The sequence below is a fragment of the uncultured Shewanella sp. genome (assembly GCF_947497935.1).
In the GTDB taxonomy this organism is placed as follows: domain Bacteria; phylum Pseudomonadota; class Gammaproteobacteria; order Enterobacterales; family Shewanellaceae; genus Shewanella.
Genome location: NZ_CANMIO010000012.1, coordinates 112,222 through 136,680, shown reverse-complemented (window position 1 = coordinate 136,680; position 24,459 = coordinate 112,222). Strand labels below are relative to the sequence as shown.

Genomic DNA, 24,459 nt, shown 5'->3' with positions numbered 1-24,459 from the left:
ATAGAAGGAAAGTAGATAGAAGGAAAGTAGATAGAAGGAAAGTAGATAGAAGGAAAGTAGATAGAAGGAAAGTAGATAGAAGGAAAGTAGATGGAAGGAAAGTAGACGGAAGGAAAGTAGATAGAAGGAAAGTAGATGGAAGGGGAGTAGATAGAAGGAAAGTAGATGGAAGGAAAGTAGATGGAAGGAAAGTAGATGGAAGGAAAGTAGATGGAAGAAACGTAGGTAAATCGAAGGGTAAAAGGGCTTTTCAGGAGTGCAATCCTTAATCGGCGGTACAATATTTGTTCTGAGTGATGGCGGGTGTGTGATGGGGGTCACGTTATTGAGTTGAAGTCGTAGCGTTGTAATTTCTATTTGGAGTAGCCTTCAGGCCTTCTCTGTAGCCATGTTCTTTGGCATTTATATTCCCACAAGTAATTAAAAAAAACAAAAGTCAAAAGATTAATAGAAGTCTTTTAGATTCTTGCTCTTTAATAATTTGGTGAACTTATTAAAAATAATGATTTAATAAATAGTGTATATAAATTATTTCATTATGTTTAGGTTGGGTATTTGTTTGTATTTACTAACCGAAAATTAGTCTTGAATCTGACAGGTTAATTTGCAGGGTATGGTATGACAATGAACCCATTGTGTTGATTTTAACTCATCCTTAAGTGTTATCATTATTATTTATTATCATAAGTTGGATGGTGCTTATTCATCGTATGATTTATGAATTGGTTTTAGGTGTGTTATGTAATCTATAGTGTTCGAATGAATTTAACTTTTGTTGTGTGGGGGATAGTTGTTTATCTAATGATTTAAAAGTAACTGCAAATAGATGGACGTATGCTTGATGCATAAGTAATAGATAATGTCCAAATGGTTGAATGTTATTATAGATAAATTTAGAGAGCTTGGGAAAATAGGGGGCTTAGAGAACTTAATAAACTTAGTTGGTGGCATTTGATTTCTATACCGCATTGCGTTTCCTTCGGGAGTATTGTTCGTTGGCTAATGGTATAGTTATTTTATGTGCTTTTAATTTATTCAAAATAGGTCAGAGCAAAAATAAATGCTTATTTATAAAACCGTAGTCAATATTACTTATCTACTACATAGAGAATCTCAATGCCTGAAAGTAAAATAGTGTTATCACCTGCTATTAGTCACCTTTCCACAGAACAAATAGATGAGCTTTATCAAAAATACCTGATTGGAATTAAAAACTCAGATTTGATTGAAGAGTATGGTATAGATGCTAATCCCAACATGCTCATAAAACTGCTCCCTCCTCTGCTTCGCAAGGATGTCACCTGCCCTCATTGTGATCTTCCTATGCAGCAGAAACGCAGAAGCAAGAGTAGTTATGGTCACCCGCCTATAGAGTGCACAGCCTGTAATCATGTTGTAAGAGGTGACAGTCAAACATCTGAAAGCTGCAGGTGTGTGTCTTGTGTACGGTTACGATTAGATGCACAGCAGCAACAAGAACTGATAGATAGGGCATTGATTGAAGAGGAATACTCTTTAGAATCAATTGTGCCTATTGAGTATTCTGCTCTTACCTTCACGGATAAGATTCTACTGTTAACTCTGTTTAGAGATCATACAGATGGAGACTTCAATCACATTCTTTCTTTAGATGATTCAGCAAGGACTGATTCACTTTGCCCCGATAATGAAATGACCGCTATGTATATCATGCGCCTGTATAGTAATGAGGCTATAGTCGTGAACCCTAACTCACGCAAAGAAGCCTTTTGCAAAGATGAAAATTTTAAGGATTTTGACTTCTCTAAGGTTCAGTGGGTGCCCAACATCATTATCCAAGGCAGTGAGCGCGCCGCCCTTGAGACAGTTCATCTTTGTATTTACACTGAGCTCAGGGAGGGACTAAAGGAAGAATGGCAAGAAGATATCTACGAGTTGCTAAATGCCATAGCCATTGCAGAGGTCATACAATACCTTACCTATAAAGCCGATGAGCTTGGTGTCTTTTTTGGGGCAAAAAAGAAAGCTCGTGAAATTATAGACATACTTATAGAGAGCTTTTCTGTTTCTCAGATTTACTACTTTGCACTGAAGGCTGTAAACGATGCTCATTTGTACTACACAAAGCACAGCAACGTAAGTAAGAAACGGGCTGGTAATACCATCCCGGGAAAAATGATGTCGTTAGGCGAGAGAGCCCTCGGTGAGGGCTGGAATTTAAGCTCATACAGTAGAGTCGCAGCTTGCCCCAGAAGTGCCTTAAGTAAAGTGCTCTTTGATTTAATACTAGAAGATGCTGATGCCGGCTTCACAAAACCTATAGGCCGCTATTGGAAAGAAGAGTTATTGCCCAAATATTTCAATATTGCGCCAACCCAAGATATAGAAGGCTTAAACAATGTACCCAGCTGTCTGAACTGTCAAAGCATTGAGGTTGATGTGCAAATGTCAGGGACAGAACTTTCCACTTTTTGTAAGGCTTGTGGATCTATATATGACTTTAACTTGAATAGATGAAATAAATCCAGCTATATAGTTGGTAGGATATCTACAATAATTAGGAATAAAGTAAAGTTAAACAGGGAATGGTAAATAGTCAGGAGTGAATAAGGTCTTCATGATAAACAGTAATAATTATCTAATCAATGTGAGGTGAACTAGAACTGATTATCTAGCTAGTTTTTCTCCGTGCGTTCCGAATTGGTATGAGCTTTATTTACCGCTTAATATATTAATCATCCGTAACACCAGATGACCCAATGGATCTGAATCAAGTAGAGAGTCTGACAATATAACAAAGATCGTAGGTTTGTTATAAACAGTTATAAATCGATTGTTGATTATTTCGATGAAAAGACTGAGTTCATAATGGATGGCAGTGGCATTAATGTATGTTCCCCTAAAGGGAACTATTTGTTTGAGTATATTTAAGTGAGTTTAAACTATGTGCCATTATTTAGTTAGTTTATGGCGGGAGCTTATGGATAAAAATGCTTTATATTCTGTGTGAGCTTTTCTGTTAGGTGGTTTTAAACTGAAAATAAATCATCAGGTTGTAGGTTTAACAATGAATCATGATAACTCTTTATGCTTATAATAATTCATGTGAGAACCGTATAGTAAAAATATTTTATTACAATAGATGCTCTTTTTTTATTTTGAATAAATTTGGTAAGGTGGTGGACTACTCACAAATTAAAAGTTCATATTGTTCGTTGTTTTTCTAATGGTTTTTTCGGTGCGTTCGATACTCTAAAGATAACACTGGGTTATCAATGGATTTGAACTCTTTACAAAGAGGCGAGGTGTGCCTATACCGCCTTACGGATAAGTAATCTGGTCTAATCGCTCAGGGCAACCTAATGTTTCATGGAATGTGCAACGTCAAGCTAAATCGCTGCAGTTATACTTAAAAAGGTAAAATTTGATGGAAAATACAGAAAACCATCCTTTTCAGGAAGTAATCAATGAACTTAAAGAGAACAACGTGAGGATTACGGGCTCTGAGAATGCCCATAAACTCCTCTTTAAGCTTTGTAAATTTAAAGAGATCAGAATGAATGGTTCCCCTGCTACCTGTGCGAAAAATGGCGACTTAAGACGGAATAAGGTAATTAAGCAGGCCAAAGGTATATTGGCAGAGTACAAGCTGACAGGACTACTTATCCTTCCAGTTCATTTTAAGCAGAAGGGGAGGGAAACGAAGTATAAGCATGACGGGAATGCTACAGCTAATAGGAATCTTTGGAATTCAAGCAATAGGGCTAAAGCTGACAATCATAAGAAACCAGTTCTTTATTCATACAACAGCAAGAAGGCCTAATTGCTTAATCTGTAGATCTCGTTGGCTAATGCTTCTTTAAAAAGGCTAATAAAGCCATTGACGTGTTGGATATGGAAAAGCACGTCCGCTACGAGTTATTATTCATTTGTGGTCGTGCTTATATTTATGTTTATCAAGGTAATTATGGAAACTATTATCAAATCTCCAAGTGAGTGTACTGAAATTGAGATCAGTACTTTCGTGAAAATGATTGAAGAAGGCGGGCAAGTTTCTAGGTACAAAATTCGCGAAAAAGTTGAACGGGCTCAAAAGTTGGTGTTCATCTGGAATGATGATGATTGTGTAGCAATAGCTGCTTTAAAAAATCCAGCAACGTCCTACAAAGATAAGGTGTTCAAAGCCGCCGGCTTAAGTGAAAAAAAAGATCTTTATAGTTTCGAAATTGGCTACATATACGCAACAGTTAAAGGTGTCGGTAATCTATTAATGCAAGCAGTCATAGGAGCTAACGATGGTGCTAGTACTTTTGCTACAACGAGAGATTCTAACGCTGCTATGCAACACTTACTTCCCAAGTTTGGTTTTAAAAAATTAGGTAGCTCTTATAAAAATGAGTCAGGTGAATATCTTCTTGCTTTATTCGGGAACGAAAAATAATAAGTCGTTCAAAAGGACAAAAATAGTTGGCTTTTGCTTCTTCGTCGCTAATTTTAGCCAACTATCGTATTACCTCTTAACGAGGCGTTAGTTTGTATATGAGGCTACCGTGTTTTACGTATATTTAATCCAAGAATACCCATTAGAAAGTACCCCATTCTGTAAAGTGGGCGTAACAAAAGATCCGCTAAAAAGACTCGAGTCACTTCAACAAGGAAACCCTAGGTATCTGAGACCTTATTGCCAACTTGAAAATAAGCCTGATTGTGAATTTGGTATTTGCTTTGAAAGTGAGAGCGATGCTAATAAATTTGAAAGTGATTTATTAGCTGCCTTGGAGGCAGAAGGGGTTAGGCTATCTCGAGATGGTGGTGGTAAATTGCGAGAGTGGCTTCAATACCCCCCTAAATATATTTGGGACATAATGGTTAAACAATTATGTAGTTATCGTAAACTGCAAAACTAACGAGGCGTTATACGCCAATGGAGATCTAATGACAGAAGTCCAAACGTGGTTATCTACAAACATAGATAATACTAGATTAGACGATGAGCATACTTACCCTGCAATATCTGACTTTTGTGTAATGTGGGCCGTTTTTGAATGTACCCAACTAGCTGATGCAAATGTAGCCGTTGATGAACTAGCTTATATCGCCTGTCGTCTTGAAAGAAACGGTGTAGATTTCCAAGAGCCAATCGACTATTGGAAGAACCGATACATACATAATGGCACAACTAATGAACGTTTTGAGAAACTTGGGTTTACTTACGACCCTCATAAAAACTTAGTTGCTAGTGTTTTGCTATGTAATGAAACGGATGCTGTGAAAATAAATCATGCTATTTTACTAATCGTCTACAGACTTAGAAATAACTTGTTTCACGGTAATAAAGATATCACCCGTATACATAATCAAGTAGAAAACTTAAATATGGCATCCAAAGCATTGATCAATGCTGTCTCTGCAAGTGGAAGACATGTTTATTTAGGCAGCGCATAACGAGCATTTAAGGGGGACCCCAGAACTTGGCACCTTTGTTCAAGGTTGATTAGGGGCGGTGGTTTAGGTTCGGTGGTAGCGTTGCTCACAGCTTAATCAACCCAAGCCACCGCATTAGATGAACACCTTGCCCCTTACCAGCCGTGATAGTTTTCGAGTAGCCTCTTGAGGATGTCCTTCTGCGTATTATCGAGTTGCATGCACATGTCGCCGAACTGAGGGTAGCGGAAACCGCGAGCAAGCTCCTCCCGCTCATATTTATTAGCAAGGTCAATCTTTGTGATTTCAATCGACTCACTTTTGGCCTTAAGGGTCTGAGACATCATTAGCGCTGTGGTATATCGCGTGTTGTAGCAGCTTGCTAAGGAGTAGCTCAAAAGCTTGTCTGCATTGCCTTTGCTGTCAAATATGAGCTTTCTGATATCAATGTCGATTTCATAAATGTCTTGCACTTGGTTAAGGTTTTTTCGGTGTGGAGCGAGAGTGTAACCACGCCCTAAATAATTCAGGCAGTCTTTGACGGCATGTAAAAACTTAACTTGTTTAGGGGAGTCTTCTCTAACAGGTAAAAGTCGCTCAACAAGCATGATTGTTAGGTTTTCTTCAGTATTCTTTATACTTGGGATTGCCACTCTTGTATATTTAGTTGTTCCAGCTTCAACCCACCAAAAACCAGTGTAATTATCGTCATTAGAGTAAAGACCAAACTCTGTATGTTCGATTCCAAACGTTGACTTTACAAGCTGAGGCAGTGCTTCGTTGAAGCTTTGCACGTTATGAATACCGTTACCCCAACAGATGCATTTCATGGCTTCTGCATGGCTTAGGGATTGTTCCTTTTCAAGCTCTTTTGCATTGTCTTTTGCTTGCTCAAGCGTTAAGCCTGTTGGAAAAATAAGTACATTCTCAACTAAAGAGAATTTAGTTAAGTGGTGTGTCGCTTCAAGTCTACCCTCAGCTTTGAGATAAGGGGGCTTTACTGCAGTGTTAATCTTGCTGTTCATAATAGGTTCCAGTCACTTGCAATCGATTTGGGCAAGCGTAAAAGTCACTGCCTCATATATAGTGATGACGGCAGAATAGTTAATAAGTAAAAGTGTTTGTTGTTTTGGCTCAATAGAGCCTCGGTCACTGACCGTCGTTATGTACGATTTGCCTTATTCACACCGATGCAAAATGCAATTGATGCCTGTCTATTAACCTAATTTTTATCCGTGTTGCTTAATCTAGAGAGAGCTTAAAGCGCCCAAGAAAGCGAGCCTAATGGCTCGCGAGTTGTTGCTATAAACTGTCCTCTAATTTTTGTGTCCAATGTTGTTCAGCTATGTCGAAGTAAATTTCAGGCGGTAATCCAAAAATAGCTTCGAATTCGTCATCAAATAAGCCGCAGAAGCTTTGTATTTCTTCTTTGAGCAGCAGTAACACCATATACATATCCAAATCTTCCAGATATTGACTATCAAGTTCTGGATGCTCTTCTTGTATTGATTTACTGATACTCATACCTAAAACCCTCCCCGCAGAATCTCTATGTTGATAGATGTATTGACTAAAACTTAATTCAATATCGCCTTCTTCTGTTACTTGGTGGCCAGCCAGTAACAAAATAGTGCTGTGGTCGCTCCAGGGCGACTTGGATTTCCTTTGATATTCTCTGATAAAAGGTGACTTCTTATCGCTCATAGTGGTTCCTAATTGACTAATGATTTGTCCTCATCATTAGTTAGGATTGCCGCATGCGAATTATTGAAGTGTTGGCGAAAAAAAGTTATTACCTGTTCTTGTTGTATTAGCGATATTTGCTTTTTGGTTAGATGTTTCCTTAGTGAAAACTCCAAGAAATTCACCTCAGTTTCCAATTTATATTGCTCTCGTTCAGCATACCGCAGCTCTTCTGTAAGGCTGTTCGATACCTCGTTAAGTAACCTAACCAGTGCGTTTAGCTGGCTCACAAAACTTGCTTGCATCGCTTTTCTCCTATTGTCTTTGCTATTCAGGAGATAGGTAGGAAGTCGAAATACGAATTTTAAGTAAGTACTGCATATGCGATGAAGAGCCATGGACTTTAATCGCCATAGTAAGAGCACGAAGTTTTGGGGTTGTGTGGTATGCCTATTGCCGAATGTATGCCGAATAACTTTGAAGTTTAAATGAGTAAAGCTAAGGTGTTTTCTAAACCGGATAAGTGTTTTCTGGCCTCTAACATTCAGGGCTCTTTGATTTGTAATATTTGTGAATAACCATTGGATTGAAGTTGTTTGAAGGCAAGAGTGCTCTAACCACTCATAGAGTTTAGCGGGGAGTTGCTTAACTATGACCCAGCGAGGTCTTTTTCCTGACAGGTTAACAGTCATACGACCTAGAAATAAGCTAGAAACATTGAGATCCTTCTCTTTAAAAGTCAGCTTTAGCATTGAAAGCAACATACTCATGATTAGTATCTGTAACATTGGTCTAGTCTCATTTGGATAAGATTGAAGTTGATGCGTAGATGGTGACAAAGAAATCTTTAAAAAATAAATCTGGGTTAAGCTGTAATTGTGGATTTTGATAGGAATTCGATTGAATTATCGTTGGTAACAACAAGATAAACAACGGCTTAGGAACGATGTGTTTTTATTTTTTGAATAATTCACCTTGGCATGCTTAAAGTGTAATCTTAATAAATTCAGCCTGTTAGCGTTCGGTGAAGTCAATGAAGTTTGATGGCTATTAACAAGCTTGTAATCTTCAGAAGTTGCTAACGAGGCATAAGATTACCCAAATTAATTATCAGAGCAGGGCGAGCACATGATTCACTTGAAGAGCTCGCATCGTGGCGGGGATCAGGGGAGCAAGGAGTAGGAGGAAACTCTTGTTTTAAGCGGAACCCCAATAGAGAGGGATAATACTTAGGCCGTTATAACGTGATGAAGTGTCTACTGTTCTATGGGAACCAGGTACAGAAAACAACGTTGGTTGACTTAGTTATTGCATTTTAAGTCGTAAGACATGTTGTGACTGTGACGGTCTGGAGTTACATGAATAATAGCGTTCAGTTGTCTTTGAACTTTGCGGATGTTTTAGTTTGAGTGGTTAGTCTATTGACTAATGGATGTCGAATAAATCTGAAATCAAAGTGGGTACAAAAAGGTTGAGCACTAGTAATGACTACTCATACTAAATGTTTTGTTTCTGAATATGCCCAATATGATGCTTATCACATTTATTTTGTATCCATTTTCCTTATCTAGTTATTCTATTTGGAGTTGATATTGTGTCAATTGTTGCAATACTGAAAGCTCCAGCTATAGCAATAAAAGTCTAAGGTGTAATGTTTCAATTGGGGGAGGTTTTTATCTTGTTTGGTCAATGGATTGTATAGAGTAGCGACTGTCCCCCCTCTCACATCCCATACATACTTCCAGACTAAGTTAAATTCCATGAAGTGTGTTGCATCGGCATCACCAGTGCTAATTTGACCAACTTTAATCGAATCATTAAGCACCTTGCCTTTACCAGGTATCATTATATAGTTAATGTGAAAATGTGGCTGAAACCGGGTTTGATTCACGCAAAGGTTTTCATTATCGACGAATAGCTGAAAATTCTTAATTTCACTAGGCTTCAGCAGAATATCTTTGTATGAATCACCAGCAAAAAAATATCTAGCCTTATCAATCTCCGGATCCCAGTCTGTGGCTTTATGGCTTTTAGCAATCTCATCTGTAAGGGGACTGTAAATGTTCATAAACTCCCCATTATCAGACAATTCGACAGGAGAGTAGGTGCATGCTCCATATAAAGTGCTGATAAAGATGTTTTCAGTACCTGTATTCACAAGCGTGACATCAAGCCCAATTTTCATTTTGTCTTTTGTATTTATGACTGGACCATTCACGATAACATCAAGCTTTGACTCCCAATGCCATATAGAGTAATAAAGAGAATAGAATGAAATAGCTACTGCAACAGTAGAACTAAACAAAGATATAACTTCGAACGAATTCTTGGATCTTATGATTCTTATTAACTTTACCCAAAAAATGGATTTTTCATCGTTCATGAATTAAAACCCCTTATGTATCTACGCTACTAGAAATCTGACGGTTAAAGTATAGTCGAGATATATTAGCAGGCAGAAGCAGACTACTGCTTGTTTGGACAACATAATCCAATGTAGGCACTGGCTATCAGGTTAGATTGTGCTAGATTCATGCGCCAGAATAACTAGAAATTGCTCTTTTTTTTTATAAGTTATGCGCTTAATGAGTAAAGGCTAAAGGTTTTTTTAATGTAACTCTGTTTCGCTCACTTCTAAACTTAAACTCTTTAACCAAAGTTAGAAGAATTTCATTACCAAGCAGGTGTTTGGTGTTTGGTGTTTGGTGTTTGGTGTTTCTGTTGTTTGAATTATATTTCACTTGCGATAGTTTACTCATAAATCATATTCAGCGCATGGTGGCGGTAATTATGGCAAAGCGGTGGATACTTGGGGGGATACAAGGTAAGAAGTTCAATGCCGCGTTGTAGCAAGCAGTCAGCAAATAATATTGAGTGTCTTAGTTATTCTGTATCAGAGATATAACGCTGATAATGTCAAGCCTAGCCCATAAAAACTTGATTGATTTTGGCATCATTTTACTAAGGCTAAACTAGTTGAGTTGTAAGGGCCTAAAAATGACTTTATCGGTACTCTTCATTTAGTTAGCTGGTACACTTTTATCCATATAAAAATCATGTACTTAGTTGTACGGTTAGAGTATTATACTCGCCATAATTAAGGTAAAGGTTTGACTTATGTACATCAGTAAACTTTCGATCATTAACTACAAAAACTTCAAGAGCTCAAACTTCCGTTTCATAAAGGATTCAGTCAATACTATTATTGGTGAAAATGCATCGGGGAAGACTAATGTATTCCAAGCTATGCGACTAGTTTTGGATGATTCAATGCCTTCCAATGCTAAATTCCTTTCCAAAGATGATTTCCATAGGGGCTTGGGAGAGCCGTTTGGTCATTGGATTGTCATTTCTTTGTTTTTTGAAGGACTGAGTGATACTGAAGAACAACAAGTAGTAGCTAATTACGTTATAAATGATGGAGAGGAGGAAACTTCATCTTCAGAAGGTTCATATACTTTCATTTATAGGCCGAAATACGCTATTCGCCAGCAACTTTTCGAGCTTACCGAAGAGTTTGAAGATCCAATAGAACGCAAAAAATTAGTCAAAGATTACTTATCAAGCTTATCCATTACGAAAGAAACTTATGAGGCATTGGCAGTCGTTCGAACAAAATTAGATTTTACCGATAGTGCTACTTATAAATCAGTCGTTGGTAATTTTGAAGAGTGCGTTTTCCCAAATCCAACCCTAGAAACAGAAGCAACCATAGGGAATAAGAAACCTCCTTACTTTTCACTAGTAAGTGAAGTTGCTTGTACTTACGTAAAAGCCCTGAGAAATGTGGTTTCAGATTTTAAGTATTATAAAACAAATCCATTGTATAAGCTTCTTACTCTGAAAAGTAAGCAAATTTCTGACGATAACAAGGTAGTTGCCGATATTATTAAAGTCAACTCAAAAATATCTTCGATCCCTGAGATTGAAGCTTTGAGCAATGATATCTCACAGTCTCTTTTGAGTACGGTTGGCTCTACTTACTCACCAAAAATACAAGTGTCATCTCAATTACCAGAGGATTTTATTGAACTTGTTCAATCGCTTGGACTAGTTGTGGAAGACTCATTAAATTATACAGGAACTGGGAGGATTGAGGATCTTAGTCTAGGGGGGGCTAACCTCATTTACTTGGCTCTAAAGCTCTATGAGTATGAAGCTATTCGAGATAGCGAAGACCATATTACCCATTTTCTGATGATTGAGGAGCCGGAGGCTCACATTCATACCCACATACAGAAAACACTATTTGATAATTTTAACTTCAAAAACACACAAGTTTTTGTATCAACGCACTCAACACAGATCAGTTCTGTTTCAAATATATCTTCAATGAATATTCTATCTCGGAAAGATGGAGAAACAGGGGTTTATTTACCTTCCAATAATCTAGAACCGTATCATGTCAAATGTATTGAAAGATATTTGGATGCAGTTAGAAGCGATATTCTTTTTGCTAAAAGCGTGATATTGGTTGAGGGTGATGCAGAGGTTATATTGATCCCTGATTTGGTTAAAAAAACACTAGGTGTAAGCTTAGATGAGATGGGAATTAGTTTAATAAAAATGGACGGTACGGTTTTCAAGTACATTTCTGACCTTTTTCATACCGACAGAATTAGAAGTTATTGTTCAATTCTTACGGATTTAGATGCAGCTTTTGTAACACAAAAGAATGAGTCGTTTGCTAATGAAGAGTATATAAAATCTCAAATGAATGCCCAGAAATCTGGTGCAGCGAGAAAAGTAGTAATGGATGAGTACATTAAGGGAAACCCTTATGTTGAAGCGTTTTATGCAACCAACACATTTGAGACTGAATTAGTTAGGCTAAACGATAACTTTACCTTGTTCCAAGCTGCGATTGATAAAAACTATAAGCGCCAAAAAAAAATTGAAGACTATAAGAAAGATATTGCCTCTAAAGAATTCAGTGTACGTTGTCATCGAGTTCTTAAACTAGCAGATAAGATTGGTAAGGGGTGGCTAGCTACACAAATGATACAAAATACTACTATCGATAATTTGATACCGGATTACATTTTAAGAGCAATTAAATTTTCTTTATCTGATAGAGATATAAGTGATATTTATCAAAAAATGATGGATTTCAATATTGCGGAAATGACAAGTGAGGAACAAGAACAGCTGAATACTATCGATTGTTTTATAGGTAAGTTGGATTTATACAGAACTTTTTATAAGGATACGTTTGTGAGGTTCGTAGATCTATAATGCCATATCGAAACCTTACAGAGCAGCAAATGAGTGCCGTAAAGTATGAAGACAACATGCTTCTTACTGCGTGTCCAGGTTCAGGTAAGACCAAGACGTTAGTTTCTAAGCTATACCATATGCTTGATAACGCAGAAAGCCTAGCTATCGGTAAACGAAAAATTGTTGCTATCACCTATACTAATATTGCAGCGGAGACAATTTGTGAAAGGTTACTGTCTTATGGCGTTGAGAGTAACTCTCTCTGGATTGGGACTATTCACTCTTTTTGTCTTCAGTGGGTTATTAGACCAAATATAAATAAGATACGTCGCTTATGTGGCGGCTTTATTGTAATTGATCAACATGAGAGGGAGGAAAAGCTGAGTGAATTAAAACTAGCACATGGCATTGGACAATATGAACAGGTTATAACAACGCTAAGCCTTAGCTATGAGCCTGTATATCAGAAAGGTACAAAGGAGTATAGATTTGTCAAAGAGTATCACCGGTACCTAGCTGACAATGATAGTATCGACTTTGATCTAATTCTAAATATTAGCTATCGCTTATTAGAAAAGAATCCTAAGCTTACTTCTCGTTTAGCAAAACTTTTATACCATGTTTTAGTTGATGAGTATCAAGACACGTCTGAAATACAGTATGAAATATTGAAGCTCATCATAACTCATAAGAGCACGAAAATAACATTGATTGGAGACGTAGAACAAGCTATTTATACAGGGCTGGGGGCTATCGTGAAAGATAAATCTGAGTTAGAAAATTTCTTTGACCTTAAGTCTTGTATTGAAGAAAAAATGTTGACGGGCTGTTTCAGAAGCAGTCAAAAGATTATTGATCACTATATAAGATATCAAGATGCAGGTTATAAGGTTAAAGCAACTTCTAAACTAATTGATTTCAATTCAGTAGTTGATTTGCAACAGGATATTGATAAGTCTCAATTAGCCGCGTACGTCATAGCTATCATCGAAACACACCTAAATCAGGGAGTTTATGCAGAAGAAATAGCTGTACTTTGTCCTAGCTGGTTTGATGTCATCGGATTATCTAAAGAGATAGATTCACTAGAAAAGTCATTCAAAGTTGACGGAGTTTTAATTTCTCCAATCCCTAAGAATCAAGATAACCTTTGGCTTCCACTTATTCGGTTGATTCTTACCAAAGTCGATATGCGGAACTTTATAAAAAGAAGGCGTCTTGCAATAGAGTTATCTGAAAAGTTGTATGAATCAGCCGCTACTCATGAAAGGGTGGAACCGCGACTCTTGCTGCAGCTTATTAACTCGATAACACTGGACGTTAATAGAGAGATCGTAAGTTGGATTGATTCTGCTGTGAATACATTTTGCTCAAAACTGAATGTTAATCTCGATGAAACTACCATAGCATATAGCTCAAAGAGAAGTATTATTGATGCAACTATTGAGCGAATGAAAAAATATAAAATGAATTATCAAGCATACGATCTTGAAAGATTTTTTTCCTCTTCAAATGGGGTGAAAATCGCTGTGTTCCATTCTTCGAAAGGTGATGAATATGATGTCGTTATTTGCACTGGACTGTTACACGGAAAGGTTCCAAACTGGAAAGACATATACGGCTGTAGTGTTGCACATCAAAACTATGTTGCTCGTAGACTTCTTTATGTCATTGCTTCAAGAGCTAGAAAGCACCTGTATCTAGTTTCGGAAAAAGGTCATGAAACAAGCGGTAAGGTTCCATATGTAGCAACGATGCAGTTATAAGGGAAAACAGAGGTAAATTACAGTTGTATGCGCTCGTACCACGCAAGTTTTAGCTAGCAATGTAGTTCTATGAAATATAGTATTTTCTACGAAAGAAAAGGGTGGTAAGTTCTGCGTTTTCATCTGATGTGATTTTTATTCAGTGACATTGACGTCGTAGAAGTACTCTGTCATCGAAGCCCAAAGCCGTATTGATACATTATATCGATATCGATATCGTAGCGATGAGGTGTTTATTGCTCGCTTTAACATGGATAACTGTTAAGTAAAGTTATCATACGCACTTTTGCCTAAAGAGTATTGGATACAGCTCTTCCAACTTTGGTCTTAATATATTGTTATCAATTGAATTTTAATGAATAATGCTGTGAGGTATTTTATGTAAAGATCAGCAAAGTGCGCGAGAATAGTATTATGATGTTAAGTGCTATATGAAGAATAGTCGATATAGTTGGTTACTCGTTTTTGTAGTAGAAATAGAGTATTTTTAGGTTAAGTCTTTGGGCAGATAGAGTCGCTAATGGCAGTAGAAAAAAATAATGCAGGTTCGGAAGAGTCAGTTATAGATGGTTTATTAGACTATTTAGGAGCTAAATGGTTACAAATTGGCGATGTTGGAGTTCCACTCTTAATAGTCATGTCATTAGGTATAGTATTGTCTGTATATTTTTTGTTTAATAAAAGGTCAGGTTTTACTCTTCTCCTAGCTAAATTTACTCATTCTTCCTATGGTCAGTTATTGTTAACTTCTATAGGTATTTTGTGGGCATCTATAATTTCAGTTTTTGGTAGTAAATTACAAGAGCAATGGTTTGAGGGCAAAACGTGGGGAGCTGAAAATTTAGTATTCGGTGTATCAGTAGTTTTGGCTATAATTTTAAGTGTTTTACATTATATATATAGCCAAATAAAAGAGCAACATAGTCAGTCCCGCCCTTCGTATAATGCAATCAACGAAAATAGCGCTCACAGTGTTAATGTAACTAGCATCGTTAACAGTTGCATGCTTGATCTTAAAGATGCGGTGACTAAAGAAAAGCGAGATAAAGGCTCTTTTCTAGCTAATGGTGAAAGCACTAAACAATACAATGAAAGCTTAGATAGTGCTTTGAAAATATGCATGGAATCGATTCTACTTGTAACGAAGCGCATTGGCGAAGGGAATGATGGCGATACAGTAAAAGCAAATATCTTTAATCTAATACCTTCAAATTTAGCTCATGCTAGCTTTATTAATCAAGGGGAGCATAAGCAGGAGGGGGAATCTATTTTTACTAAGGATTCAATTGATAACTCCCCATTTTTTCTATTCTCATCAAACTTTCACTCTAGGTTAGAGCACTGTAAGTATATATTGGCATGTGACCAATCATATACTTGTAAAATAGATAGAAATAATAAGTTTGAACAATGCGGGAAAAGTGAAAAGCAAGAAGTTCCAGCTATATGTATGCCAGTCTCATTTAATGAGTATGTGTCAGTTGGTAAGTTAGCTCACCCTAATTTATTTGGTGCTCCTGAAGCAATTACGAATAATAAAGAAGTTTATATTGGTAATATATCTGAATATGTAGATCAGTTTTTTAGTGATTTGAAAAAATCACCAGATTATAAAGATCATATAACAGGCCATTATGAAAGTTCAATCCGCTCTTATTATGCAAAAGACAAAGATAAACCAAAATCCATATTATCAATTCCTATTGGTAAGTTTAATTTGAATGTAAATAAATTAGCCTATCCATCTACATACGATCAGCCGGCTTGTGTACTGAACATATACGTTAACAGAATTAACTTCTTAGAGAATGAACTTAAATCAGAGGCTTTTTACTCGATGTTGCGACCTTTGTGTCACAATCTTTCTATGTTGATTTCGTTGAAAATCGCATACACAAGCATGTTAAAAGTCTATAATGATACAAACACAGTAGATACTGCTATGACCCAGGTTAAGGAGGCGGTGAATGGATAAGAATACTTTTTGGTCACAAACAGCACCTTCGTACGACTTGCTTGACTATGATGACGAACCATTGAAATTTCGATTGCCAAAAAATGTAAGGCAACCAGATGAAAGCTTCACGGCTACATACACCGTAGTGTCTTTTGATGATGAAGCCGATGAACCAGTTGTTGAAGTGAGAGTCTTCCGTACAGCGAGTGTCGAATTAAAAGACCTTAGAGAGAAAAAGTTTCATTGGTTTAGTCGGAAGAAATAGCAATTAATGAATAAGGAAAGGCCGCGCGCAGTCGCGCCCTTATCCCTAGTGTTGAACAAACCCGAGCTGTAGGACGTGATATATTATATAGTTAATAGCGGCGGGGGAGTTCACGCTGATTTTTGGGCCAGTATTTAGATGTCACTTTCGCTTTAGCTCTGTAACTATAGGGAGTATTGCGCCAGCAACCCTAAGCATTAGTTTGAGCTGCAGGCGTATCTATCGATTACCACTTTGCAACAGACTATAATCTCTGACTCGTCAAAACCCTTTGGGCAAAACATGCTGCAGTTCTAACCATAAGAACTTCACCGTGGATAAGGTACGTATTTTTGTCGTTTGACTCTGGTTGTCTTGATACTTAAAACTGACTTGGCCATCGGTCACACTAATAATGCTTTTATCTGGCAATACACCGCTATAGAGGTATCGAGACAGGTACTTTAGAGCTGGTAAGCCTTTGCCCACATGCAGGCAATCGACTACCCACTTCTTAGGCAGGTGTTCTGGTAACATGATGTTGAGTTTTTCGGTCAGTTGTTTAAGCAATCTTGTTCGCCACACTTTGGCGAGATTAAAAGCGTTGAACAGATATTTACCTCTGCTTTTCAGCCACTGCTTTTTGTCTTTGTTGGCAACATCAGCAGCCAAGAGAAATCACGCTTTGTCGTTCGTTGATAACGTACTCAATTTTGCGCGCAACTCTGATGATCATACAAATAAGCACTATGAACTGATTATCAATTTTGCACACATGATGCTGGAAATTATGCCTATGGTCATGCATACGGAGTATCTGCTGGCTTCCAGAATAGGAAAGCCCCAATTGGCTGAGCTGATTTTGCTAGATGGCGCCGAGCGATACCAAAATGCCATGAGTGTATACAAAGGTTTTCTGAATGAGCAGCACCGAAGCTTGATTCTAGGAAGTATAGGAAATAAGGCAGAAGTTTTTCATCGCATAGAAAAACAGGCTGAAAATTTTATTAAATCTGACGAGAATCGTTTGTTACTTTCTCTTCCTCTAGGAAGAGTAGCTAAACTGGAAGCAAGCTAACGCCACATTGCTGCGGATAAGCCGCTGTATGCGGCGATACTGCATATCTGATCACCAAGACTTTATTGCTCAGAAACGTTTTATGAACTATTGCTAATGGCAACGACTGATTTAGACCTCAGTAGCCTGAGTAACTAAAACTCTACACTTTACGTCATAGTAACACCACGTTTGTAAAATTAAGTTGAAGGCAATGACGAATCAGGTTGATTCAAGGGTGAGAATCATTAGGATGAAAGGTGAGCAGATTACCTATAAGTGGTGTTTTTAATGCTTCTGGTTTGTTGAAGGCTCTATGTTTCACTTCCCTATAGCTGAAAATTTAGGGGGCCAAATAGGGGCCAAATTTTTAGTTATAAAGACTTATAATGAGTTATTAAAATGCTCATGTAACCGCTGGAACACCCATTTCATCACTTATTATCACTTATCATAAGTCTAAGTGATGATGGCATGAAGATGCCGTTCTAACTGATTTCCTAACGGTTTATTTCAGCCCTAGTTGACTGATACAACTGTTGGTAAATAATAAAGCCCAAGTTTATCTTGGGCTTTTCTGTTTCTGGTGTTCGCATTCTGGAATGCGGTTAATCATCGCTTATTATCGCGAAAGCCCCACCAATATAAATCACAAACTTTCAAACGCTTACATTCAATATCTTGCGAGCTTAACAGCCTTGTGTCAGACTGCTGCCGTCTTATTCTCCGCCTTTGCTGCGCCACCTTTAGTGTACAGTTTTAGTTGACCATAATCAGTATTGGCCTAAATGGATTAATGTGTGAAGCAAAAGCTTAAAGGGCTGGGACTCTCCTTAGCCATATTCATCGGTATTGTCATCTTCGATTCGCTGTTTGGTGCGCCGCCTATAGCCCTTAGTGGTATTGAAAAATACAGTGATAAAGTAGCGGTTGAAGAGGCTCGTGAGCTGGGTTTTATCCTGTTTAACAATAAGCGCTACAATGAGTCGCGGGAGTTTTTCGAACCCTCAGCTCGACAAGGTGATATAGGCAGTCAACTCGCATTGGCTACTCTTTATTATTACGATAACTCTGGCGTTGGACATTATCAAAAGGCGTATTATTGGTTTAGTCGAAACAGCGATAACGCTTTCGCTCAATACTATTTAAGCTTGTTATACCACTTTGGCCATTACGTACCTCAAAGTCAGGTTAAATCCTTATTTTGGATTGAAAAATCCGCCGTACAATCTTTCCCTGCTGGCCAACATAATTTGGCTGTTCACTACTTTAACCTTGGTGATTATAGCCAAGCGTACCTTTGGGGCTTGTACGCTAGAGCTAATGATTTTTCTCAGTCTCGAAGCTTAGTTAAACAAGCCGCAGGACACTTGACACCACAAGAGAAAGCTAACGCTGATCAAACCTTTAGAAACACTAAAGCAAAGCATTCTTGGGATAATGACAACAATCATATTAGCGCACTGTTAGAGCAGGTATTTTAACCATGAAGTTAAGTTCGCTGTCATTGGAGTTAGCATCTGGTCAAACTCAAGAGTTTGGTGCGGTAACGAGTAAGACTGGATTAAAGCATCGTCTCAAGGAGGTGCTCGATGGTGTTGTTTTTGAAGAATCGAGCGTTGATGGGAGTGAAGCGCTCACCATGCCGATGCTAATCGTTCAGGCAAAGGTGCACCAGGTTGAGATCACTTTTACCTATGATCTGCTCAGTAAAGAAGAAGGTTTATTGGCACTGTATTTCACCTGCTCGAAAGGAGGTCGAGAGCGACAAAAGGAATTTGGCTTTGTGAGCTTTGATGAATTAGAAGAGCATCTACAGCGACTCTTGAGTTTGAACAAAGAGAAATTTATCGAGTGTTATTTCCCTGCAAACTCCCATTTGGACCAAGTGGTTAAGTATTCTGGAATTACCTACATCAGCGCAGCTTGTTTAGGCTTGCTGTCTTTTATCTTTTTCTCAGATTTGATCTGGCATGATGATATTTTTAGTTCTGCTTACATTGCTGGGGGCGTGACTTATGCTCTTACGCTGCCGATATTGCTGCTTAAAGCTCTATCTCGGGATAGTCGAGAGCGGGCTCAACAAGTCGGTCAGAGTTTAGTTAAGCAAGTGCTAGCTGTAATTATCGGCAATTTCGTGCTTAGCTTCGCCCTCGTGGCGGGTGGCTGTAATTTAATGCATGTTGTTAGCGCCAAGCCTAGCAAGATAGACATTACTTTTTCCGATAAGCGCCAAGATTATTGGGGAAAGAACTGCAAGGGCGGGGTTAATATCGAGCACTTCTCAGGTACTCTCTGTTTAGAAGATAGAGCTTACTGGAAGATAATCCGTCCCGGTATGCAAGCTGTTGCACAAGGAGAGTCTTCGGTGATTGCTTTTGACGTGAAAGCCATCGAGCTTAAATAAACGCGTCTCGGTGAATGTTAAACTTGTCTGGGTTATCAGATAGGGGTAAAACTTTCATATTCTATGCTAGTATCTGACGCTAATTTTATGATGGCTTGTGTTAGCGGGTGGTTTTCTCCCATGCTGTACAGGTTATTGGCTATTTTCTAAGGCATAAAGATGTCTTATATAAGCGGAACGTTAAATGAAATTTAGTCCACTCGTTGATGAGCTCATCCAGTCACTTCGTTGTTTACCAGGCGTTGGCCCAAAATCTGCGCAAAGAATGGCGTTTCAACTGCTAGAGCGAGACCGAAAAGCGGGCGCTAAATTGGCTGACTCGTTAGCCAAAGCTATGTCTGATGTGGGGCACTGCCAGTCATGCCGTACGTTTACGGAAGAAACTTATTGCCCAATTTGTGTGAGCACTAAGCGAGGCCACTCAGAGGTGATTTGTGTGGTTGAAACACCTGCCGATGTATTAGCAATTGAAGCGGGTGGCCATTTTACGGGGCGTTACTTTGTCTTGCTTGGGCATTTGTCACCACTTGATGGTGTTGGCCCTGATGAGCTTGGTCTTGATTTACTAGAACAGCATTTAGCGTCTGGTGATGTGGGTGAGCTTATTTTAGCGACTAATCCAACCGTTGAAGGTGATGCCACCGCGCACTACATTGCCGATATGGCCAAGCGTCATAACCTTACCGTGAGTCGTATCGCCCATGGCGTGCCAGTTGGTGGTGAGCTTGAGTATGTAGACAGCACGACCTTAGCTTTATCCTTTAATGGACGCTTGCCTATCTAGTCTGTTTCTAGCTGCAAAGCCTAGTGATACCGTTTTGCTAAAAATTGTAGTGATATCGTTTAGCTTCATAAATTAAAAGCCAGTCAGTGAATCGCCACCGATTGGTTTTTTTTTGTTCAATCAACATCAATGCACTTTTTCTCCCTTGAAAAGCGTTTTTCTAGCCCCATCTCTTAAGCAAGCGTTATTAAAACTGATTTTTTAAAGGGAACATTTCATGTCACAACAAGAGACTCATGGCTTTCAAACTGAAGTCAAACAACTATTACATTTGATGATCCACTCTCTGTACTCAAACAAAGAGATCTTTTTGCGTGAGTTAGTATCTAACGCCGCCGATGCTGCAGATAAACTACGCTATGAAGCCCTAACAAACGATGACCTTTATGAAGGTGACGGCGAGCTACGAGTTCGCATTAGCGCTGATAAAGAAAAAGGTACTGTTACTATCGAAGATAACGGTATCGGTATGACCCGCGACGGTGTGATTGAGCACCTAGGTACAATCGCAAAATCGGGTACAGCAGAATTTTTTAAGAACATGTCTGGCGATGAGTCTAAAGACTCGCAATTAATTGGCCAGTTCGGTGTGGGTTTCTACTCAGCCTTTATCGTTGCCGACAGAGTAACTGTTCGCACTCGTGCTGCTGGCCATAGTGCCGATGAAGCGGTACTTTGGGAATCTGCCGGTGAAGGCGACTTCACTGTTGAGACCATTTCTAAGCAGAGTCGTGGTACTGAAATTACGCTACACCTACGTGATGATGAAAAAGAGTTCGCAGATGATTACCGTCTACGCTCAATCATCACTAAGTACTCTGATCATATTTCTGTTCCTGTTGAGATGTTCGAAGAGGGCACCCCAGCGGTTGAAGCAACTGAAGATACTGAAGCCGTGCCTGCTATAGAAGGTAGCTGGAAGCCGATGAACAAGGCGACTGCACTTTGGACTCGTAACAAGAGCGACGTGTCAGACGAAGAATATCAAGAGTTTTATAAGCATATCTCCCATGACTTTGCTGATCCACTGCTGTGGAGCCACAACCGTGTAGAAGGTAAGCAAGAGTATACAAGCCTACTGTATATCCCTGCTAAAGCGCCTTGGGATATGTGGAACCGTGACCGCAAGCATGGCTTAAAACTGTTTGTACAACGCGTATTCGTAATGGATGATGCAGAGCAATTTATGCCAAGCTACCTGCGTTTTGTGCAAGGTCTCATTGACTCTAACGACTTACCGCTAAACGTATCTCGTGAAATCTTACAAGATAACAAGGTAACCACTGCGCTGCGCACCGCTGTGACTAAGCGCGTATTAGGCATGCTTGAAAAGCTTGCTAAGAACGATGCTGAAAAGTATCAGTCTTTCTGGACAGAATTTGGCCAAGTGCTAAAAGAAGGTCCTGCTGAAGATTTTGCTAACAAAGAGCGTGTTGCTGGTCTACTGCGTTTTGCATCGACTCACACTGGTGAAGCGACGGCCAATGTATCGCTAGCTGATTACATCAAGCGTATGCAAGAAGGTCAGTCTAAGATCTACTACATCGTTGCCGATAGTCATGAAGCTGCGGCAAACAGCCCGCATCTTGAGTTGCTACGCAAGAAAGGCATCGAAGTATTATTGATGTCTGAGCGTATCGATGAGTGGTTGATTAATCACTTAACTGAATTTGATGGCAAGAAATTACATTCAGTAACACGTGGCGACCTTGAGCTAGGTGAGCTAGAAGATGCTGGCGAAAAAGAAGCGCAAGAGAAGCTACAAACTGAATCGGAAGGTCTAGTTAAGCGTGTTAAAGACAGCCTAGGTGATAAGGTTTCTGACGTTAAGGTTACAACCCGTCTGACTGATACCCCTGCTTGTGTGGTTGCTGGTGAAGGCGAAATGTCGACCCAGATGATCAAGTTGATGCAAGCAGCTGGTCAAGATGTACCTGAGTCTAAGCCAACATTTGAGCTAAACCCTGAACACCCATTGGTTGCCCGTTTAAACGACGAGCAAGATGAGCAACAATTTGCACAGTGGTCAGAGCTATTACTACAGCAAGCATTATTGTCTGAAAAAGGCAGCCTCGCTGACCCATCTGCATTCATTAAGCTGATGAACCAAATGCTATTAGCTAGCGTGAAGTAATCAACAGCTATGATTAAAGAGGCAGTTATACTAATTGGTATTACTGCCTCTTTTTATGGTCACTCGCTAATAGCGAAGGAAAAGTTATGCAATCGATTCTAGAGCTGACTAAAGAAAACATCCAACAAGTGGTCGACGCTTCGATGGAGAAGGTCGTGGTGATGGCATTTTGGGCGAGTCAAAGTCCAGAAAGCTTAAGTTTAATGCAAACCCTTGAAAGTATCGCCCAGCAGCAAAATGGACGTTTTGTGTTAGCTAAGGTTAACTGTGAAACGGAAATGGAAATCGCTAATTACTTCCAGATCCAGAGTTTGCCGACAACCTTGGTATTACACGAAGGTAAACCGGTAGACGGCTTTGCAGGTGTGCAAGAAGCGCCGCAAATTCTTGAGATGCTCGACAAGCATCTGCCTGCTGAGTGGCAACTAAAGCTAAATCAGGCTCGAGTCTTTTTAGCTGAAAACAATGCTATTGCAGCATTGCCACTGCTAAAAGATGCCTACAACGAAAAACAACTAGCTGAAATCGCTTTAGCCTTAGCTGATGTGTATTTATCTCTAGGTGTGCTTGAAGATGCGCAAGCCTTGTTAGATTCAGTTGGGCTTGCCGATCAAGACAGCTATTACCAAAGCTTAAAAGCTAAGCTTGCTTTAGCGCTTGATGCCGCTGACACGCCAGAAATTAGAAAGCTACAGCAAGCAGTAGACAATGCGCCTGATGATTTAGTCCTAGTGTTAGATTTGGCTAAAGCACTGCATCAAGCAGGGCGTAATGATGAAGCCTTGTCCTTATTATTTACCCCACTGCAGCAAGATGTTGCTGTATTAGATGGCAAGGTAAAGGCATTGTTTCTAGAGATCTTAACCGCACTGGGTCAAGGTAACGCTCTAGCTAATCAATATAGACGTAAGCTTTACACCTTGCTTTACTGAGTACTCGCAAGGTTTTTATCGTGACTGATGCTAAAGTCGAATGAAAATAACTTCAAAATAGCGGCTATTTGTGCGAAGATCGCCGCCCTAAACAGAACAATACCCATCATCTAGGCAGCTTTTAATACGCCCTAGAGAGATGTTGGTATCACAGTGCGAAATTAAGAGGAAGATTCAGATGCGCATTATGCTATTAGGTGCCCCAGGTGCCGGTAAAGGTACCCAAGCCCAATTCATCATGGAAAAGTACGGTATTCCTCAAATTTCAACAGGCGACATGCTACGTGCAGCAGTTAAAGCGGGCACACCACTAGGCTTAGAAGCTAAGAAAGTCATGGATGCTGGTCAGTTGGTTTCTGATGAGCTAATTATTGGCCTAGTAAAAGAGCGTGTTGCACAAGATGATTGCGCTTCAGGTTTCCTATTAGACGGTTTCCCACGTACTATTCCACAAGCTGATGCTATGGCTTCAAGCGGTATCGCTCTTGATCACGTGATTGAAATCGATGTGCCAGACGAAGAGATCGTTAAGCGTATGAGTGGTCGTCGCGTTCACCCTGGTTCTGGTCGTGTTTACCACATCGTATTCAACCAACCAAAGGTTGAAGGTAAAGATGACGTGACTGGTGAAGACCTAGCAATCCGCCCAGATGATGAAGAGTCGACTGTACGTAAGCGTCTTGATATTTATCATGAGCAAACTAAGCCACTAGTAGAATACTACGGTGCGGTAGCAGCTAAAGGCGACGTGACTTACAACAAGTTCGACGGTACTAAGTCTGTAGCAACTGTAAGCGAAGAGATCGTTACAGTACTAAGCTAATTTGCTTGATACTCGGCTAAATAAAGCCAGAGTAACAATGTGTTTATGAGCT

20 protein-coding genes and 1 pseudogene are annotated in these 24,459 nt (G+C 39.2%); 17 read left to right on the top strand and 4 right to left on the bottom strand.

Annotated elements, in window-relative coordinates:
* The 6 genes from Q1A86_RS14585 to Q1A86_RS14560 form a co-directional block, all read left to right on the top strand.
* Window positions 1–269: hypothetical protein (locus tag Q1A86_RS14585; RefSeq protein ID WP_299807828.1), on the top strand; the 269-nt coding region annotated here is incomplete at its 5' end.
* An 847-nt stretch (window positions 270–1,116) separates the two neighbouring features.
* Window positions 1,117–2,496 carry a hypothetical protein gene (locus Q1A86_RS14580; protein ID WP_299807826.1) on the top strand — a complete coding sequence of 460 codons (1,380 nt, stop codon included), beginning with the start codon at window positions 1,117–1,119 and terminating at the stop codon, window positions 2,494–2,496.
* A 910-nt stretch (window positions 2,497–3,406) separates the two neighbouring features.
* The gene (locus tag Q1A86_RS14575) at window positions 3,407–3,802 is read left to right on the top strand and encodes a hypothetical protein (protein ID WP_299807824.1); all 396 of its coding nucleotides are present in this window, start codon (window positions 3,407–3,409) and stop codon (window positions 3,800–3,802) included.
* Window positions 3,803–3,946: 144 nt separating this feature from the next.
* Entirely contained in the window at window positions 3,947–4,420 is a 474-nt protein-coding gene (locus Q1A86_RS14570) for a hypothetical protein (RefSeq protein ID WP_299807822.1), read from the top strand.
* A gap of 109 nt (window positions 4,421–4,529) precedes the next feature.
* Window positions 4,530–4,886: a GIY-YIG nuclease family protein gene (locus Q1A86_RS14565; RefSeq protein ID WP_299807820.1), complete on the top strand. Its 357-nt coding sequence runs from the start codon at window positions 4,530–4,532 to the stop codon at window positions 4,884–4,886.
* 28 nt (window positions 4,887–4,914) lie between these two features.
* Entirely contained in the window at window positions 4,915–5,424 is a 510-nt protein-coding gene (locus tag Q1A86_RS14560) for a hypothetical protein (protein ID WP_299807818.1), read from the top strand.
* 134 nt (window positions 5,425–5,558) lie between these two features.
* Here Q1A86_RS14560 and Q1A86_RS14555 read toward each other — a convergent pair whose 3' ends face one another.
* The 3 genes from Q1A86_RS14555 to Q1A86_RS14545 form a co-directional block, all read right to left on the bottom strand.
* A complete protein-coding gene (locus Q1A86_RS14555) occupies window positions 5,559–6,428 on the bottom strand; it encodes a hypothetical protein (protein ID WP_299807816.1) in 870 nt (289 codons plus the stop codon).
* Between the two features lie 277 nt (window positions 6,429–6,705).
* A complete protein-coding gene (locus Q1A86_RS14550; protein WP_299807814.1) occupies window positions 6,706–7,107 on the bottom strand; it encodes a hypothetical protein in 402 nt (133 codons plus the stop codon).
* Between the two features lie 1,576 nt (window positions 7,108–8,683).
* On the bottom strand, window positions 8,684–9,469 hold the full coding sequence (locus Q1A86_RS14545) for a hypothetical protein (protein WP_299807812.1): 786 nt from the start codon (window positions 9,467–9,469) through the stop codon (window positions 8,684–8,686).
* A 734-nt stretch (window positions 9,470–10,203) separates the two neighbouring features.
* Here Q1A86_RS14545 and Q1A86_RS14540 point away from each other — a divergent pair.
* The 4 genes from Q1A86_RS14540 (at window position 10,204) to Q1A86_RS14525 (ending at window position 16,291) form a co-directional block, all read left to right on the top strand.
* The gene (locus Q1A86_RS14540) at window positions 10,204–12,321 is read left to right on the top strand and encodes an AAA family ATPase (protein WP_299807810.1); all 2,118 of its coding nucleotides are present in this window, start codon (window positions 10,204–10,206) and stop codon (window positions 12,319–12,321) included.
* Window positions 12,322–12,350: 29 nt separating this feature from the next.
* Window positions 12,351–14,069, top strand: coding sequence for an ATP-dependent helicase (locus Q1A86_RS14535; RefSeq protein WP_299807808.1), 1,719 nt, complete (start codon window positions 12,351–12,353; stop codon window positions 14,067–14,069).
* Window positions 14,070–14,589: 520 nt separating this feature from the next.
* On the top strand, window positions 14,590–16,044 hold the full coding sequence (locus Q1A86_RS14530) for a hypothetical protein (protein ID WP_299807806.1): 1,455 nt from the start codon (window positions 14,590–14,592) through the stop codon (window positions 16,042–16,044).
* The gene (locus Q1A86_RS14525; RefSeq protein ID WP_299807804.1) at window positions 16,037–16,291 is read left to right on the top strand and encodes a hypothetical protein; all 255 of its coding nucleotides are present in this window, start codon (window positions 16,037–16,039) and stop codon (window positions 16,289–16,291) included. Before Q1A86_RS14530 ends, Q1A86_RS14525 begins: the two co-directional genes overlap by 8 nt.
* A 222-nt stretch (window positions 16,292–16,513) precedes the next feature.
* Here the strand turns inward: Q1A86_RS14525 and Q1A86_RS14520 are convergent.
* Window positions 16,514–16,948 (bottom strand): annotated as a pseudogene (locus Q1A86_RS14520) (transposase); the annotation flags it as partial.
* Between Q1A86_RS14520 and Q1A86_RS14515 the strand changes: the two are divergent.
* From Q1A86_RS14515 to adk, 7 genes are all read left to right on the top strand, one after another.
* A complete protein-coding gene (locus Q1A86_RS14515; protein WP_299807802.1) occupies window positions 16,875–17,348 on the top strand; it encodes a hypothetical protein in 474 nt (157 codons plus the stop codon). The pseudogene Q1A86_RS14520 and the gene Q1A86_RS14515 sit on opposite strands and share 74 nt — an antisense overlap.
* Before the next feature lie 779 nt (window positions 17,349–18,127).
* Window positions 18,128–18,811, top strand: coding sequence for a sel1 repeat family protein (locus Q1A86_RS14510; protein ID WP_299807800.1), 684 nt, complete (start codon window positions 18,128–18,130; stop codon window positions 18,809–18,811).
* A 2-nt stretch (window positions 18,812–18,813) separates the two neighbouring features.
* Window positions 18,814–19,734 carry a hypothetical protein gene (locus Q1A86_RS14505; RefSeq protein WP_299807798.1) on the top strand — a complete coding sequence of 307 codons (921 nt, stop codon included), beginning with the start codon at window positions 18,814–18,816 and terminating at the stop codon, window positions 19,732–19,734.
* Between the two features lie 184 nt (window positions 19,735–19,918).
* Window positions 19,919–20,518: a recombination mediator RecR gene (recR, locus tag Q1A86_RS14500; protein WP_299807796.1), complete on the top strand. Its 600-nt coding sequence runs from the start codon at window positions 19,919–19,921 to the stop codon at window positions 20,516–20,518.
* Window positions 20,519–20,735: 217 nt separating this feature from the next.
* A complete protein-coding gene (gene htpG / locus Q1A86_RS14495) occupies window positions 20,736–22,652 on the top strand; it encodes a molecular chaperone HtpG (RefSeq protein ID WP_299807794.1) in 1,917 nt (638 codons plus the stop codon).
* An 86-nt stretch (window positions 22,653–22,738) separates the two neighbouring features.
* Complete coding sequence (locus Q1A86_RS14490) at window positions 22,739–23,584, top strand: tetratricopeptide repeat protein (RefSeq protein ID WP_299807792.1); 846 nt, start codon at window positions 22,739–22,741, stop codon at window positions 23,582–23,584.
* A gap of 178 nt (window positions 23,585–23,762) precedes the next feature.
* Window positions 23,763–24,407, top strand: coding sequence for an adenylate kinase (gene adk, locus Q1A86_RS14485; RefSeq protein WP_299807790.1), 645 nt, complete (start codon window positions 23,763–23,765; stop codon window positions 24,405–24,407).
* The last annotated feature ends 52 nt before the right edge of the window (window positions 24,408–24,459 follow it).